18 protein-coding genes are annotated in these 12,823 nt (G+C 47.6%); 7 read left to right on the top strand and 11 right to left on the bottom strand.

The annotated features are described in order from the left end of the window. Positions 1–163: 163 nt before the first annotated feature. From MHN31_RS10700 to MHN31_RS10650, 11 genes are read right to left on the bottom strand one after another with little or no spacing between them, the layout of a single operon-like run. Positions 164–442 (bottom strand): HPr family phosphocarrier protein, encoded by a 279-nt coding sequence (locus MHN31_RS10700; RefSeq protein WP_125558551.1) that lies wholly within the window; start codon positions 440–442, stop codon positions 164–166. Beyond that, a complete protein-coding gene (gene rapZ, locus MHN31_RS10695) occupies positions 439–1,284 on the bottom strand; it encodes an RNase adapter RapZ (protein WP_125558549.1) in 846 nt (281 codons plus the stop codon). Before rapZ ends, MHN31_RS10700 begins: the two co-directional genes overlap by 4 nt. Before the next feature lie 12 nt (positions 1,285–1,296). Beyond that, the gene (locus MHN31_RS10690) at positions 1,297–1,752 is read right to left on the bottom strand and encodes a PTS sugar transporter subunit IIA (protein ID WP_125558547.1); all 456 of its coding nucleotides are present in this window, start codon (positions 1,750–1,752) and stop codon (positions 1,297–1,299) included. A gap of 2 nt (positions 1,753–1,754) precedes the next feature. Further along, positions 1,755–2,042 carry a ribosome hibernation promoting factor gene (gene hpf / locus MHN31_RS10685; RefSeq protein ID WP_010386630.1) on the bottom strand — a complete coding sequence of 96 codons (288 nt, stop codon included), beginning with the start codon at positions 2,040–2,042 and terminating at the stop codon, positions 1,755–1,757. Positions 2,043–2,067: 25 nt separating this feature from the next. Further along, positions 2,068–3,576, bottom strand: a complete 1,509-nt coding sequence (locus MHN31_RS10680; RefSeq protein WP_125558545.1) for an RNA polymerase factor sigma-54 — start codon at positions 3,574–3,576, stop codon at positions 2,068–2,070. A gap of 44 nt (positions 3,577–3,620) precedes the next feature. Continuing rightward, positions 3,621–4,346 (bottom strand): LPS export ABC transporter ATP-binding protein, encoded by a 726-nt coding sequence (lptB, locus tag MHN31_RS10675; protein WP_010386628.1) that lies wholly within the window; start codon positions 4,344–4,346, stop codon positions 3,621–3,623. Beyond that, entirely contained in the window at positions 4,343–4,882 is a 540-nt protein-coding gene (gene lptA / locus MHN31_RS10670; protein ID WP_125558543.1) for a lipopolysaccharide transport periplasmic protein LptA, read from the bottom strand. The genes lptB and lptA overlap by 4 nt, the downstream gene beginning before the upstream one ends. After that, positions 4,872–5,426, bottom strand: a complete 555-nt coding sequence (gene lptC, locus MHN31_RS10665; protein WP_125558541.1) for an LPS export ABC transporter periplasmic protein LptC — start codon at positions 5,424–5,426, stop codon at positions 4,872–4,874. Before lptC ends, lptA begins: the two co-directional genes overlap by 11 nt. Beyond that, entirely contained in the window at positions 5,423–5,974 is a 552-nt protein-coding gene (gene kdsC, locus MHN31_RS10660) for a 3-deoxy-manno-octulosonate-8-phosphatase KdsC (protein ID WP_125558539.1), read from the bottom strand. Before kdsC ends, lptC begins: the two co-directional genes overlap by 4 nt. Then, on the bottom strand, positions 5,975–6,946 hold the full coding sequence (locus MHN31_RS10655) for a KpsF/GutQ family sugar-phosphate isomerase (RefSeq protein ID WP_125558537.1): 972 nt from the start codon (positions 6,944–6,946) through the stop codon (positions 5,975–5,977). It abuts the gene before it with no gap. A 9-nt stretch (positions 6,947–6,955) separates the two neighbouring features. Then, entirely contained in the window at positions 6,956–7,915 is a 960-nt protein-coding gene (locus MHN31_RS10650; RefSeq protein WP_125558535.1) for a calcium/sodium antiporter, read from the bottom strand. Positions 7,916–8,144: 229 nt separating this feature from the next. On the opposite strand from MHN31_RS10650, the gene MHN31_RS10645 reads away from it, so the two are divergent. Genes MHN31_RS10645 through murA form a run of 7 tightly spaced genes read left to right on the top strand, consistent with a single transcriptional unit; the run spans position 8,145 to position 12,803 of the window. Continuing rightward, positions 8,145–8,951 (top strand): ATP-binding cassette domain-containing protein, encoded by an 807-nt coding sequence (locus MHN31_RS10645; protein WP_125558533.1) that lies wholly within the window; start codon positions 8,145–8,147, stop codon positions 8,949–8,951. After that, the gene (mlaE, locus tag MHN31_RS10640; protein WP_049862868.1) at positions 8,948–9,727 is read left to right on the top strand and encodes a lipid asymmetry maintenance ABC transporter permease subunit MlaE; all 780 of its coding nucleotides are present in this window, start codon (positions 8,948–8,950) and stop codon (positions 9,725–9,727) included. The genes MHN31_RS10645 and mlaE overlap by 4 nt, the downstream gene beginning before the upstream one ends. 14 nt (positions 9,728–9,741) lie before the next feature. Then, positions 9,742–10,287 (top strand): outer membrane lipid asymmetry maintenance protein MlaD, encoded by a 546-nt coding sequence (gene mlaD, locus MHN31_RS10635; RefSeq protein WP_125558531.1) that lies wholly within the window; start codon positions 9,742–9,744, stop codon positions 10,285–10,287. An 8-nt stretch (positions 10,288–10,295) separates the two neighbouring features. Beyond that, a complete protein-coding gene (locus tag MHN31_RS10630) occupies positions 10,296–10,976 on the top strand; it encodes an ABC transporter substrate-binding protein (RefSeq protein ID WP_239444275.1) in 681 nt (226 codons plus the stop codon). Then, the gene (locus MHN31_RS10625; protein ID WP_010386611.1) at positions 10,969–11,262 is read left to right on the top strand and encodes an STAS domain-containing protein; all 294 of its coding nucleotides are present in this window, start codon (positions 10,969–10,971) and stop codon (positions 11,260–11,262) included. The genes MHN31_RS10630 and MHN31_RS10625 overlap by 8 nt, the downstream gene beginning before the upstream one ends. A 5-nt stretch (positions 11,263–11,267) precedes the next feature. Further along, the gene (locus MHN31_RS10620; protein WP_010386610.1) at positions 11,268–11,525 is read left to right on the top strand and encodes a BolA family protein; all 258 of its coding nucleotides are present in this window, start codon (positions 11,268–11,270) and stop codon (positions 11,523–11,525) included. A gap of 12 nt (positions 11,526–11,537) precedes the next feature. Next, positions 11,538–12,803: a UDP-N-acetylglucosamine 1-carboxyvinyltransferase gene (gene murA, locus MHN31_RS10615; protein ID WP_125558529.1), complete on the top strand. Its 1,266-nt coding sequence runs from the start codon at positions 11,538–11,540 to the stop codon at positions 12,801–12,803. Positions 12,804–12,823 lie beyond the last annotated feature (20 nt).

The following is a 12,823-nucleotide window of genomic DNA, read 5'->3' as shown; positions in this document are numbered from 1 at the left end:
ATAGTCGACAAGTAGGCTTGTCAACGAGTATATAGCGCATTGATTATAGGCTTATGATAATTATAGCTGTTTTAATATCAATTGGTATATCTAAAAAAAGCGAAGAAAGCCGTCATGAAGCGGCAGTTTTGTGTCTGTCTGATCGGAGAAAAGTGAAGAGGAGTTACTCTGATTCGTTAAATTTATCTGCAATGAGATTGCCAATGGCATGTAAAGCGCGTTCGGCATCTGGCCCTTCGCAGACGACTTTGACTTCTTTGCCCTGACTACTTTCAAGTAGCAATAAAGCCAGTACACTGTCACCCTCTGCTTCTTTACTGCCCTGAAACAGCGTGATGTTGGCATCGAACTGAGTGGAGAGTTCTGCCAGCACACTGGCTGCACGAGCGTGTAGCCCCAGCTTATTCTGGATCAGAAAGGTATCTTCAAAGCGTTGTGTCATTTTTCTTGTTCGCGGTGATGGATCTTCACATTGTTGTGGGTGCGGGCAAAACGCTCACCTAACGTTTGGGCAAGATATACGGAACGGTGTTGTCCACCAGTACAGCCAATTGAAATGGTCAGGTAGCTGCGGTTATTGCGTTCCAGATGGGGCAACCAGGTTTGCACAAAGGTCTGGATCTGCCAGGTAAATTTTTGCACTAAGCTGTGGCTAGACAGGTAATCAATAACAGGTTTATCTAAACCGGTTAACGGTTTAAGGTCTGGTTCCCAGTGTGGGTTTGGTAAAAAGCGGGCATCAAACACGTAGTCGGCTTCTTTCGGAATACCATGCTTAAAGCCAAAGGACTCAAAGGTGATGATTAATTGTTTGTCCTTTTTACCGAGGATCTTTTCCCGGATACGCTCTGCCAGCTGGTGGATACTCATGTCCGTGGTATCAATGGTGATATTGGCGCGGCGGATAAGCGGGTCAAGCAGCTCTTTTTCTTTTTTAATTGCTTTGTCCAGCGACAGATCAGCCAATGACAGCGGGTGCAGGCGGCGTGTTTCTGAAAAGCGACGGATTAAGATCTGATCTTCACTGTCCAGATAGAATATGTTGGGTTCTGCAAATCCGGGGAGGTATTCCAAAATATCGTCGAGTTCTTGCTGATCTTTTGGCAGGTTACGTACGTCAACGCTCACGGCAATTTTATCATAGCTGTCTGACACACTGCGCACCAATGCAGGCAGCAAGTTGACTGGGATATTATCGGCGCAGTAATAACCCAAGTCTTCCAGCACGCGAAGGGCGACCGATTTTCCTGAGCCAGAACGACCACTGACAATAATTAACTGCACAGAAACTCTCCGTTAGTTGTCAAACTCTTCAATTATCGCGAATAACTCCTGATCATTGTGAGCTTGTCTGATACGTTTACAAAACACCTTGTTTTTAAGTTTATCAGCGATCGTTGCCAAGGTCTGCAAATGTTGTTGATTTTCTCCCTCGGGTACGATGAGTGCCACAAAAATGTCGACGGGTTGATTGTCAATGGCATCAAAGGCAATGCCTTGCTGATTAACAAGCAGCATAGCCACCACTTTATCTATGCCTGCCATGCGGCCATGTGGCAGGGCTATCCCTTTTCCGATCCCCGTACTACCGAGTTTTTCGCGGCTCAATAGCGCATCAAGGATGTCATGGGCATTACTGTCTGGAAGCTGGCTTTGAGCCAACTCACTGATGTACTCTAAAATACGTTTCTTACTATTAAAAAGGACCGCAGCTTTGCTGCAGTCCTGTGAAATCAATGAGCTTAGTTTCATGATTAATGTCGAGTTAGCTTCTCTTTGTGCTTGATCACCTGGCGGTCAAGCTTATCGATAAGTCCGTCTATTGCGGCATACATATCCCGGTGTTCGGTTGAGGCAAAGATTTCTCCCCCGTTCACATGTAATGTGGCTTCTGCTTTTTGGATGAGCTTTTCGACATCTAGGATAACATGCACATTATTGATGTGATCAAAGTGCCTTTCTAGCTTCGCAAACTTGTTTGTTACATAGTCTCTTAACGAATCGGTGATTTCTACATGTCGACCAGTTAAATTTAGTTGCATAAGCATTTTCCTTCTGTAGTTACGTCTAAATCAGGCTTTTACGCTGATTGGACGGTGGGATAGCCAAAGACTCTCGGTATTTGGCAATTGTACGTCTAGCCACTTTGATCCCTTGATCTGCCAATACGTCCGCAATCTTGCTGTCACTCAAAGGTTTAGCTGTATTTTCTGCGGCAATTAGCTTTTTGATCAATGCTCTGATTGCAGTCGAAGAGCATTCTCCTCCGTTTTCAGTGCTGACATGGCTTGAGAAGAAATACTTCAACTCATAGATACCGCGTGGCGTGTGCATATACTTTTGAGTTGTTACACGTGAAATCGTGGACTCATGCATGTCGACCATTTCGGCCACATCATTCAGTACCATCGGCTTCATTGCCTCGGGGCCATGTTCAAAGAATGCCTGTTGTTGCTGCACAATGCAATTAGTAACTTTTAATAAAGTTTCATTGCGGCTTTCCAGGCTCTTGATGAACCATTTTGCCTCTTGCAAGTGTGAACGAATAAACTGACTATCTGTGCTGGACTTGACTGAACGGGACATCGCAGCGTAGTGGTCATTCACTCTAATTTTTGGCATTGAATCGGGGTTGAGTTCAACAACCCAGCGCCCTTTCACTTTTTTAACCGACACATCCGGGATCACATAGTCTGCTTCTTCTTGCACTATGCTGGCGGCAGGTTTCGGGTTTAGGCCGTGGATCAGGGTCATTACTTCTTTCAGATCCGCTTCTTTGAGTTTGGTTTTTTTCATCAAAGTGCGGTAATCCCGGCTGGCTAACAGATCTATGTGCTCAGTCAGAATTTCTTTGGTCTGTGCAAGCCAGGGGGTATTTGGGTCAAACTGGTTGAGCTGAATGCACAGGCATTCTTGCAGGCTGCGTGCAGCAATCCCAACGGGGTCAAATAGTTGGATCCGTTTCAGTACGGCCTCTACTTCATCCTGCTCGATCAGCTCGTCATCGTTGTCCTGATTCATGCTTTCGACGATGTCTTCGCAGCTGATGGTCAACAGGCCTGCGTCATCAACCGCTTCTACAATTGCAAGGGCGATGGCTCTGTCTGTTGGACTAAAAGGCGTCAGTTCCAACTGCCACATCAGGTATTCTTGCAATGTCTCAGTCGTTTTACCCTGGTAAATGGTTTCGTCTTCCGGCATTGGGCCTGAACTGCTTGCCGGTGCGGCACTGATGTACTCATCCCAGGTTACGTCCATTGCCAAATCGTCGCTGACGGTGTCTTTGTTTAGTGCAGCATCGCTGTCTTGTTCGTAGTCGCTGACAGCCGCCTCTTCATAGCTGTCGTTGTCACTCGTTGTAGGTTGCTCCAAATCGGAATCCGACTTGGACTGAGTTTCATTATCTTGTGATTCAGACTCACCTTCTTCCACTTCCAACAAAGGGTTGCTATCAAGCGCTTCTTGGATTTCTTGTTGGAGATCTAGCGTACTCAACTGTAACAGACGAATAGCCTGTTGCAGTTGTGGTGTCATTGTCAGTTGCTGCCCCATGCGCAGCTGTAGCGATTGCCTCATGTATCTCTAACAATCCTTTTTGTTATTTACTTCTAATTTTATAACTATAGCCTGAATTGCTCACCTAGGTAGACATCCCGCACGGTTTGATCGGCCAGAACATGCTCCGGGGTGCCTGCTGCTATCAGTTCACCATGTGACACTATATAAGCTTTCTCACAGACGTCCAGCGTTTCACGCACGTTGTGGTCAGTGATCAGTACGCCTATCCCACGGTTTTTCAGGTGTTCTATAATTTTCTTTATATCTAACACTGAAATAGGATCAACACCAGCGAAAGGCTCATCTAATAAGATAAATTTTGGATCTGCCGCAAGGGCGCGGGCAATTTCTACCCGGCGTCGTTCACCGCCCGATAGTGCCATACCCTGGCTATCGCGAATATGCTGGATATTAAACTCATCTAACAGCTCATTGAGGATGACTTCTCGTTGTTCTTTGTTCAGCTCTTTACGAGTTTCTAAAATGGCCATCAGGTTCTGATAGACGGTCAGCTTGCGAAAAATAGAGGACTCTTGTGGCAGGTAACCAATCCCAAGTCTTGCTCGGCTATGCATTGGCAATAAGGTAATGTCTTGTTCGTCAATATGTATGCTGCCCTTATCACTGGGCACCAGGCCGACAATCATATAAAAAGTGGTGGTTTTACCTGCGCCATTTGGGCCAAGGAGGCCAACAATACTGCCAGCTTCAACGCTTAACTCAACGTTTTTAACAACCTGTCTGCCCTTATAGCTTTTGGCCAGTGCGGTGGCGGTTAATTTACTCACGGATTACCCTTCTCTTTTGGTTGCTGGGGGTTCTCTTTTTCAGGTAACAGAATGGTTCTCACACGGTTTTGTTCTTGCTCCCCGCGCTGTGCGCTGATCAGCTTCTTTTCCATATCATAAACGATGGTTTGCGCGCTAATTTTTTGCCCTGCCTGACTGATCTCTGCACCGCCTTTTATGGTGAGCATGCGGTTTGCGACGTCATAGCGCACTTCTTTGGCGGTTGCCTTGAGTAAAGAGCCATCCGTCTGACGCTCTTGAAATACGGCTGGGCTGCCTGTTGCAACCAGCAGCTGCTTGTTTTTACCCAGTTCTTCCCGACGGTGCACCTCGAGACGATCGGCCAGAATTTTCCGGTCACCGTGAATGATTTCGACGTTTTCCTCGAATACGCCAATATTGGTTTGCAACTGGGCCAGCTGAGTGCCAGAACTGATAATCACCTGATCAGCAGCTGTATTTTCTGCATAAGCTGCAGGATGAAAGGCACTCAAAGTGCACAGTAAGATCAAGGAACAGGTTAATTTATTGCTCATAATAAATTGTTTCAGTGTGGTTGATGAGTTCAATGATTTCGGTATTGAGATCGGCCACTAAGCCTTTACCTGAAATCGTTAAGTTTGGCCCGGTAATTTCTACTGGGTGTTCAGAGCGCATGTGCTTTTCATTAATATCGACTTGCACATGATCGGCGTTGATGTGCTTTATCATGGCATCAGCCGTCAGATTTGTTGCCTGCACTTCACCTTCCAAAATCAGCGTATTGTTGCCATATAAGGTGGCTTCATTGGCCTTGAGTTGCCAGTTTTGTTGGTCGTTGTGCAATGTAAAAATCGGCGCGGTAAAGTGGCTAAACCCTAGCTCCTGATAGAGTTCCATTCTATCTGCCGTAATTTGATAGCTGAGCTGCCCATTTTCTGCGTAATTGGTTTGCTTCAGATCGATGGCGACATAATCGGGTTTAGCCAGCACTTCTTCTGATCGCGGTGCGACCTGTCCCGATTGCGTTAAATAGGGATACCACAGCCATAACATGGTGAGGCTGAATACAACGAGCAATAAGGCGCGAAGTACGGTCATACGCTACTGCCTTCATAACCCAATGATTTGCCCTGACAGAGCAGCAGTAAGTCAGTCAGCTCCCGAACCGCACCAAACCCGCCGGGTAACAAAGTTCTGTAATCAGCTGCACGAACTACCATAGGGTGAGCGTCTTGCACGGCCACAGACAGACCGACTTTGAGCATCACAGGTAAGTCTGGTGCATCATCGCCGATATAGGCAATCTCGTGATCTGCCAGCTGCAATTTGTCTTTCAACTCAGCGTAGCCTTGCAACTTGTCTTCCATACCCTGATAGATGTACTTAACGTTGAGGCTAGTCATGCGCTGCTGAACAATGTGTGAATGACGCCCCGTGATTACTGCCACTTCAACGCCGCCATTGATCAGGGCTTTTATGCCGAAACCATCTTTGGTATTAAATGCTTTTAACTCTTCGCCCTGATTGCCCAGATATATGCGGCCATCAGAGAATACCCCATCGATGTCGCAGATCAGCAGTTTAATCGCCTGCGCTTTTTGTACAACAGTATCATCGATGGGTTGATATAGATCGGAAAACAGCATTTATAATACTCCTGCTCGCAGCAAATCTTGCATATTTAACGCGCCGATTGGACAATTTTGCTCATCAATGACAATCAGGCCATTGATGCGTTTTTTCTCCATGATATGTAATGCTTCAGCAGCCAACATATCCTGTGTCACTGTGGTACATTGCTTGGTCATGACGGAGTCTATCGGGGTACTGTGTAAATCCAGTCTTTGCTCAATAATACGGCGTAAATCGCCATCTGTGAACAAGCCTTGGAGCTGCCCCTTTGCATCGACAATGGTGGTCATGCCGAGACCTTTGCCTGACATCTCAAACAGGGCATCGGTCACCGTGCAGCCTTGCGATACAACGGGTACCGCTTTGCCCGAATGCATTACATCCGCCAGTGTTAACAGCAGACGCTTACCCAGGCTGCCTCCAGGGTGAGACAAGGCAAAGTCATCTGCCGTGAAGCCGCGGGCTTCGAGCAGTGCCACCGCTAAGGCGTCTCCCATGACCAGAGTAGCTGTGGTGCTGGCCGTTGGTGCGAGCCCTAATGGGCAGGCTTCTTTGGAGACTTTAATGCACAAATGGATATCTGCCAGCTTTGCCATGTTCGACTCGGGGTTACCCGTCATGCTGATGATTTGCGCGCCAATGCGTTTGATTACCGGCACGATGGCCAATACTTCGTGCGTCTCACCTGAGTTAGAGATCAGTAATACCACATCATCAGCCGTGATCATGCCTAAATCACCATGGCTAGCCTCACCCGGGTGAACAAAAAATGCTGGCGTGCCCGTGCTGGCCAGTGTCGCCGCGATTTTATTGCCAATATGACCTGACTTACCCATGCCGATCACTATGATTCGACCACGGCATTGCAACATGAGTTCACAGGCAGCAGTAAATCGTGCATCAACATACTGGGCGATCTCGATAATCGCTTGTTGTTCGATTTCTAGTACCTGTTTGGCAGAACCAATAAAATTGTGCGTGCTCATGCTGAATCCTTATATAATAAAGTACATATAACCACAGAATGCACCAAGGAGTAGCCCGCCTTCAACACGGTTAATTTGTCGGCGCCCTTTGAGGCTAACACTCATCAGCACTAATGCGGCTGTTGCGCCGAGCATGACATAGATGTCCCTGTTTGCAATATTGCTGTCCAGTGTTGCCGGATTCAGGATCCCCGCAATGGACAACACTGCCAGAATATTAAAGATGTTTGAGCCGATGATATTACCCAGTACCAGGTCGTCTTCATTTTTGAGCACGCCGGCCACACAGGCGGCCAACTCAGGTAAACTGGTTCCGATAGCGATAATAGTCAGACCGATCAGCAGGTCGCTCATGCCAAAGTATTTTGCAATGTCGACGGCTGCGTCGACCAGGTAGTCGGCACTCACCGGCAATAAAATCATCCCCACAACCAGCCAAAATATGGCTTTGCTCATTGGGACATCACTTGGAACTTCATCACAGGCTTCGGAAATAAGCGGATCGTCCTGGTCGGTTTTGCCTGTTTTTGAGATATAGATTAGGCCACCGATAAACACAAAAAAGCCAATTAACAGCAGCCAACCTTCCAGCGCGCTAAACTGGTTATCACTGATGATCAACCAGGCGGCCAGTGACACGACTACCAACAGCGGCATCTCACGCTTTAAAATGCCTGAACCAACCGCCAGTGGACGCAATAGTGCTGTAATACCAAGTACCATGAGGATATTGGCGATGTTGGAGCCAATGGCGTTGCCAACGGCGGTGTCAGTTTTGTCGACCAGCGCAGCTTGCGCAGCGACCATCATTTCAGGTGCTGAGGAGCCCATTGCAACGATAGTCAAACCCACAATCAACGTTGGTACCCCGAGGTTTTTGGCCAGCGCCGCAGCGCCATACACGAAGCGATCGGCACTCCATACCAGGGCAATGAATCCAAGAATGAGTATGACAAACGATAAAACCATGAAGTCTAAGCCAAGTTACTAAATTCAATGGCGCAGATAGTATCAAATCGCTCATCAAATGTATAAATAAAGTCATCGCTTTTGAGAGAGGAAAAAACCCCGAGAGGTGCCTATTTCGCACAACAAATATGGCGAATCAATTACAAAATTTTACCATTAAGGGTTTTCCATCTCGCAGCAAAACAACGTATTATTCCACAATTGAAAAAAGTATGATGTGGAGAGCGACTTGACGCAGTCAATAGTTGAAGTCAGGGATTTGACCTTTTCTCGTGGTGAAAGGACAATCTACAAAAATATGAGTTTCTCCGTCCCCAAAGGGAAAATTACGGCCATTATGGGACCCAGTGGTATTGGTAAAACCACTATGCTTAGGCTGATCGGTGGTCAGCTCAAGCCCGATAGTGGGGAAATCCTCTTCTGTGGTGACAGTATTCCATCTATGTCCCGCCAGGCACTGTATCAGGCGCGTAAGCGAATGAGCATGTTGTTTCAAAGTGGTGCCTTGTTCACGGACATGTCTGTATTTGACAACATTGCTTTTCCGCTCCGAGAGCACACTAAGCTCAGTGAAGAATTAATTCGCCTGGTGGTACTGATGAAGTTACAGGCGGTTGGTTTGCGTGGCGCGCGCGATCTAATGCCATCTGAGTTATCGGGTGGCATGGCACGTCGTGCCGCTTTGGCCAGAGCCATTGCGCTTGACCCTGAATTGATTATGTATGACGAGCCGTTTGCAGGGCAAGATCCTATCTCAATGGGCGTCCTGGTGCGCTTGATTAAATCACTCAATGAAGTGCTGGGCTTATCGTCTTTAATCGTTACCCACGATGTAACTGAAGTACTCAGTATTGCCGATCACGTTGTGATTATCGCTGAACAGGGTGTTATTGGTAGCGGTACACCTGAACAAATGTTGGCGCACGAATCGCCACTGGTACAGCAGTTCCTGCAAGGCCACTCCGACGGGCCGGTGCCGTTCCATTTCGATGCCGCACCGTATGAGGATGAGTTACTGGCAGGAGGGAGCCATTGATGGATTTTTTGCAGAAGTTAGGTCACAAAACACTGAGCCGCTTTGCGTCGCTAGGCAGGGCAACTCGCATGTTATTGGGGGCGTTGTGCAGCATGCCCAATTTCAGAAAAGGTGGCCCTTTACTGATCCGCCAACTGTATATGGTTGGCCATCAGTCGTTGCTTATTATTATGGTATCAGGCCTCTTTATCGGCATGGTACTGGCGCTACAGGGCTACACTGTATTGGTCGACTATGGGGCAGAAGACAGTCTGGGGCCGCTGGTGGCACTGAGTTTGTTACGTGAACTGGGACCTGTGGTCACTGCATTATTGTTTGCAGGCCGGGCAGGCAGTGCGTTGACTGCGGAGATTGGTCTGATGAAAGCCACTGAGCAACTTTCCAGTCTGGAGATGATGGCCATTGATCCACTGAAACGCGTGATTTCTCCCCGTTTTTGGGCAGGCTTTATTAGTATGCCGCTGTTAGCGTTAATTTTCTCAGCTATTGCGATTCTCGGTGCACATCTGGTTGGTGTGGACTGGTTAGGGGTCGATTCAGGTAGCTTCTGGTCCATTATGCAATCTCAGGTGTCCTTTGAGCAGGATATTGTCAATGGGCTGATTAAAAGTTTTGTATTTGCGCTCATCGTGACCTGGATTGCGCTATACAAAGGGTATGACTGTATCCCAACGTCCGAGGGGATCAGTAAAGCCACCACAGAAACGGTGGTTCATTCTTCTCTTGCTGTTCTGGGCTTCGATTTTGTTCTGACAGCAGTGATGTTTTCAAGTTAAGGGTTTGTAGAAACATGAATACACGGAAAATAGAAATACTGGTCGGCCTGTTCGTGGCTTTAGGTGTGGCCGCCTTCGTAATGCTGGCACTAAAAGTGGCCAATGCAGGGATTAGCGGCAATGGTGAAACCTATACCTTAGAGGCCAAATTTGACAACATCGGCTCGCTTAAAACGCGTGCGCCAATCAAAGTAGGCGGCGTGGTGATAGGCCGCGTTGAGGGGATCAGCATCCACCCACAAGAGTTTGTGCCGGTTGTAAGCATGAGCATTGATAGTCACTATGAGTGTCAATTTTCGGATACCACGTCTGTGTCGATCCTGACGTCGGGCATTTTGGGTGAACAGTATCTGGGTATTTCTCCGGTGATTGCGTCTCAATCTGCGAAACAGACTTGCCTGGGTGAAGAGGTAGTAAGCAATGATGAGCTCGATTTGGGCGACTTGTTTGGTGTTGAAAGTGCAGCCCTGAAAAATGGTGACATGATCACAGATACTAAGTCGGCATTGGTTCTGGAAGAACTGATTGGCCAATTCCTGTTTAATCAAAGTAGTGAGTAATGACCATGATGGCGAAAGTTTTGGGTTTCTTTGCAAGTGTTTTTCTAATTGGACTTGCCAGTATAGTATCTGCCAGTGAAGTAGATATGACTAACCCTTACACTATGGTGCAACAAGTTGCAGACAATACCTTTAAACGCGTGACCAAAGATCAGACTAAGATTGAGCAGGACAAAGAACACCTGCGCGTGATTGTGGAAGAAGAGCTATTGCCTTATATCGACTACAAATACGCCGCTTATCGCGTACTGGGCAGCCACATCCAGAAAGTCCGCAACATTGAGGACAAAGAAGAGAAACGTCAGGCAATCGAGCACATCCGTACGTTTATCGACGTGTTTAAGTCTTATCTGGTTGCGACTTATGCAGGGGTGTTTACTCAGTATACCGATCAGAAGGTTGAGTTTGAACCGGCTCGCGATGCCGATGGTGATAAAATCGCTATAGTTAAAACTAAGATAATTGAAGCGGGTAAACCGGATATTAAAATTGATTTCAAAGTGCGTCGCGACAGTAATGGAGAGTGGCGTGCCTTTGACATGATGGCAGAAGGGATCAGTCTGCTTGACGCAAAGCAATCTGAACTGCATGGCATTTTGCGCCAGCAGGGCATTGAGCGTGTGATTGAGTTACTGGACAAGAAAAGCAAGCTGCCTGTGCAGTTTCGAGGTGACGACGGCAATGCCTAATTTGCAATTTAATAAACCCGCGGCTGACACAGTCGCGGTGGTCGGTGAACTCACACGAGATAGCCTGACAAATGAATCGCTTCTTAACCAGTTGTTAGAAAATGCGCAGTCAGTCCTGTATTTTGACCTTTCTGAGGTATCCAGGGTTGACACCGCGGGCTTAGCTTGGTTAATTCACTCTTTAGGCAAATTAAAACAGCAAGACGTGCGTCTTGAGTTAAAAAACGTGCCTGACCAGCTACAAAATCTGATGGCGCTGGGACAGGTCAGCAACCTATTTGAGTGAGTCCAATGGAAACAAACCAAGTCGAAGCTTTACTACAAGAAGCGCTGGAACTTGACGAAGTCAAAGTTAAATCAGAAGGCAGTCATTATGAAGTGATCGCGGTTGGCGGCTGCTTTGAAGATTTGCGCCGAGTGAAGCGCGAGCAAATGGTCTATGCCCCGCTGATGGAAGTGATTAAAGACGGCACTATTCATGCCGTCAGCATTAAGGCCTTTACGCCAACTGAGTGGCAACGCGAGCGCAAATTTATCTTACCTCAATAATCTGGAGCCACAATGGATCAGTTTGTTATCCAAGGTGGCACCACTTTAAACGGTGAAGTCACTATTTCCGGGGCTAAAAATGCAGCCCTGCCAATTCTCTTTGCGGCGATTCTGGCCGATGGAAAAAGCACATTCAGTAATGTACCCAGACTCAGGGATATAGGGACTACAGAAGCCTTGCTGCGCACCTTAGGGGCTGAGGTAAACTGGCGCGGTCAGTTGTTGGAAATTGATGGTGCCAAAGTCGATAAAGTACTGGCTCCTTACGAATTAGTTAAGCAGATGCGGGCATCCGTGCTGGCCCTAGGTCCACTCCTTGCTCGGTTTGGGAAAGCGCAAGTGTCATTACCAGGGGGGTGTGCTATTGGTGCACGGCCTGTGGATTTACACATCGCCGGACTGGAAAAAATGGGCGCGACTATTCGTGTTGAGAATGGCTATATCAATGCGCATATTGCACAAGGTGAGCGCTTGCATGGTGCTGAAGTCTTCATGGAAACCGTATCAGTTGGTGCGACTGAAAACCTCTTAATGGCAGCAACACTGGCTGAGGGTAAAACGGTGCTGGAAAACGCGGCGCGCGAGCCTGAAATTGTCAATTTGGCTGAGTGTCTGGTTGCCATGGGGGCCAAGATTTCTGGTGCCGGTACGAGTCGGATCGAAGTCGAAGGGGTAGAAGCCCTGCAAGGGTGTGAACACAAGATCCTTCCTGACAGAATCGAGACTGGTACCTTTTTGGTGGCGGCGGCGATGAGTCAGGGTGAAGTACTGTGTAAAAACACCGACTACCACAGCTTGGAACCTGTGCTGGATAAATTGCGCGATGCCAATGCATTGGTTGAGGTATCACAAGACAGTATTTTTGTCAGTATGCGTGGCCGGGAATTGCAGGGGGTGAATATCAAAACCATGCCTCATCCGGGTTTTCCAACCGATATGCAGGCGCAGTTTACCGCGCTGAATGTGGTCGCAAATGGCAGTGCAACCATCACTGAAACCATCTTTGAGAATCGCTTTATGCATGTCCCTGAACTGCAACGTATGGGGGCCAATATTCGCCTTGAAGGTAATACTGCGTATTGTGGTGAGACGGCGTTTTTGTCTGGTGCACAGGTGATGGCGACCGATCTGCGGGCGTCGGCCAGTTTGATCTTAACCGGGATCGTGGCCGAAGGTGAAACAGTGGTTGACCGTATTTATCATGTTGACCGCGGTTACCAACGCATTGAGGATAAACTCAGCCAGCTGGGTGCCAAGATAAAGCGCCGCCATAATTAAGCTGAATAGATATGATAAAA

Origin of the sequence: Pseudoalteromonas sp. McH1-42, from assembly GCF_022347845.1 — a bacterium.
GTDB lineage: Bacteria > Pseudomonadota > Gammaproteobacteria > Enterobacterales > Alteromonadaceae > Pseudoalteromonas > Pseudoalteromonas rubra_D.
This window is presented reverse-complemented; position numbering and strand designations above follow the sequence as displayed.

Excerpts from the sequence above, each read along its gene's own strand:
- MHN31_RS10700 (WP_125558551.1), bottom strand. The coding sequence starts at position 442 with ATGACACAACGCTTTGAAGATACCTTTCTGATCCAGAATAAGCTGGGG.
- MHN31_RS10690 (WP_125558547.1), bottom strand. The coding sequence starts at position 1,752 with ATGAAACTAAGCTCATTGATTTCACAGGACTGCAGCAAAGCTGCGGTC.
- hpf (WP_010386630.1), bottom strand. The coding sequence starts at position 2,042 with ATGCAACTAAATTTAACTGGTCGACATGTAGAAATCACCGATTCGTTA.
- MHN31_RS10680 (WP_125558545.1), bottom strand. The coding sequence starts at position 3,576 with ATGAGGCAATCGCTACAGCTGCGCATGGGGCAGCAACTGACAATGACA.
- lptA (WP_125558543.1), bottom strand. The coding sequence starts at position 4,882 with ATGAGCAATAAATTAACCTGTTCCTTGATCTTACTGTGCACTTTGAGT.
- lptC (WP_125558541.1), bottom strand. The coding sequence starts at position 5,426 with ATGACCGTACTTCGCGCCTTATTGCTCGTTGTATTCAGCCTCACCATG.
- kdsC (WP_125558539.1), bottom strand. The coding sequence starts at position 5,974 with ATGCTGTTTTCCGATCTATATCAACCCATCGATGATACTGTTGTACAA.
- MHN31_RS10655 (WP_125558537.1), bottom strand. The coding sequence starts at position 6,946 with ATGAGCACGCACAATTTTATTGGTTCTGCCAAACAGGTACTAGAAATC.
- MHN31_RS10650 (WP_125558535.1), bottom strand. The coding sequence starts at position 7,915 with ATGGTTTTATCGTTTGTCATACTCATTCTTGGATTCATTGCCCTGGTA.
- mlaD (WP_125558531.1), top strand. The coding sequence starts at position 9,742 with ATGAATACACGGAAAATAGAAATACTGGTCGGCCTGTTCGTGGCTTTA.
- MHN31_RS10630 (WP_239444275.1), top strand. The coding sequence starts at position 10,296 with ATGGCGAAAGTTTTGGGTTTCTTTGCAAGTGTTTTTCTAATTGGACTT.
- MHN31_RS10625 (WP_010386611.1), top strand. The coding sequence starts at position 10,969 with ATGCCTAATTTGCAATTTAATAAACCCGCGGCTGACACAGTCGCGGTG.
- MHN31_RS10620 (WP_010386610.1), top strand. The coding sequence starts at position 11,268 with ATGGAAACAAACCAAGTCGAAGCTTTACTACAAGAAGCGCTGGAACTT.
- murA (WP_125558529.1), top strand. The coding sequence starts at position 11,538 with ATGGATCAGTTTGTTATCCAAGGTGGCACCACTTTAAACGGTGAAGTC.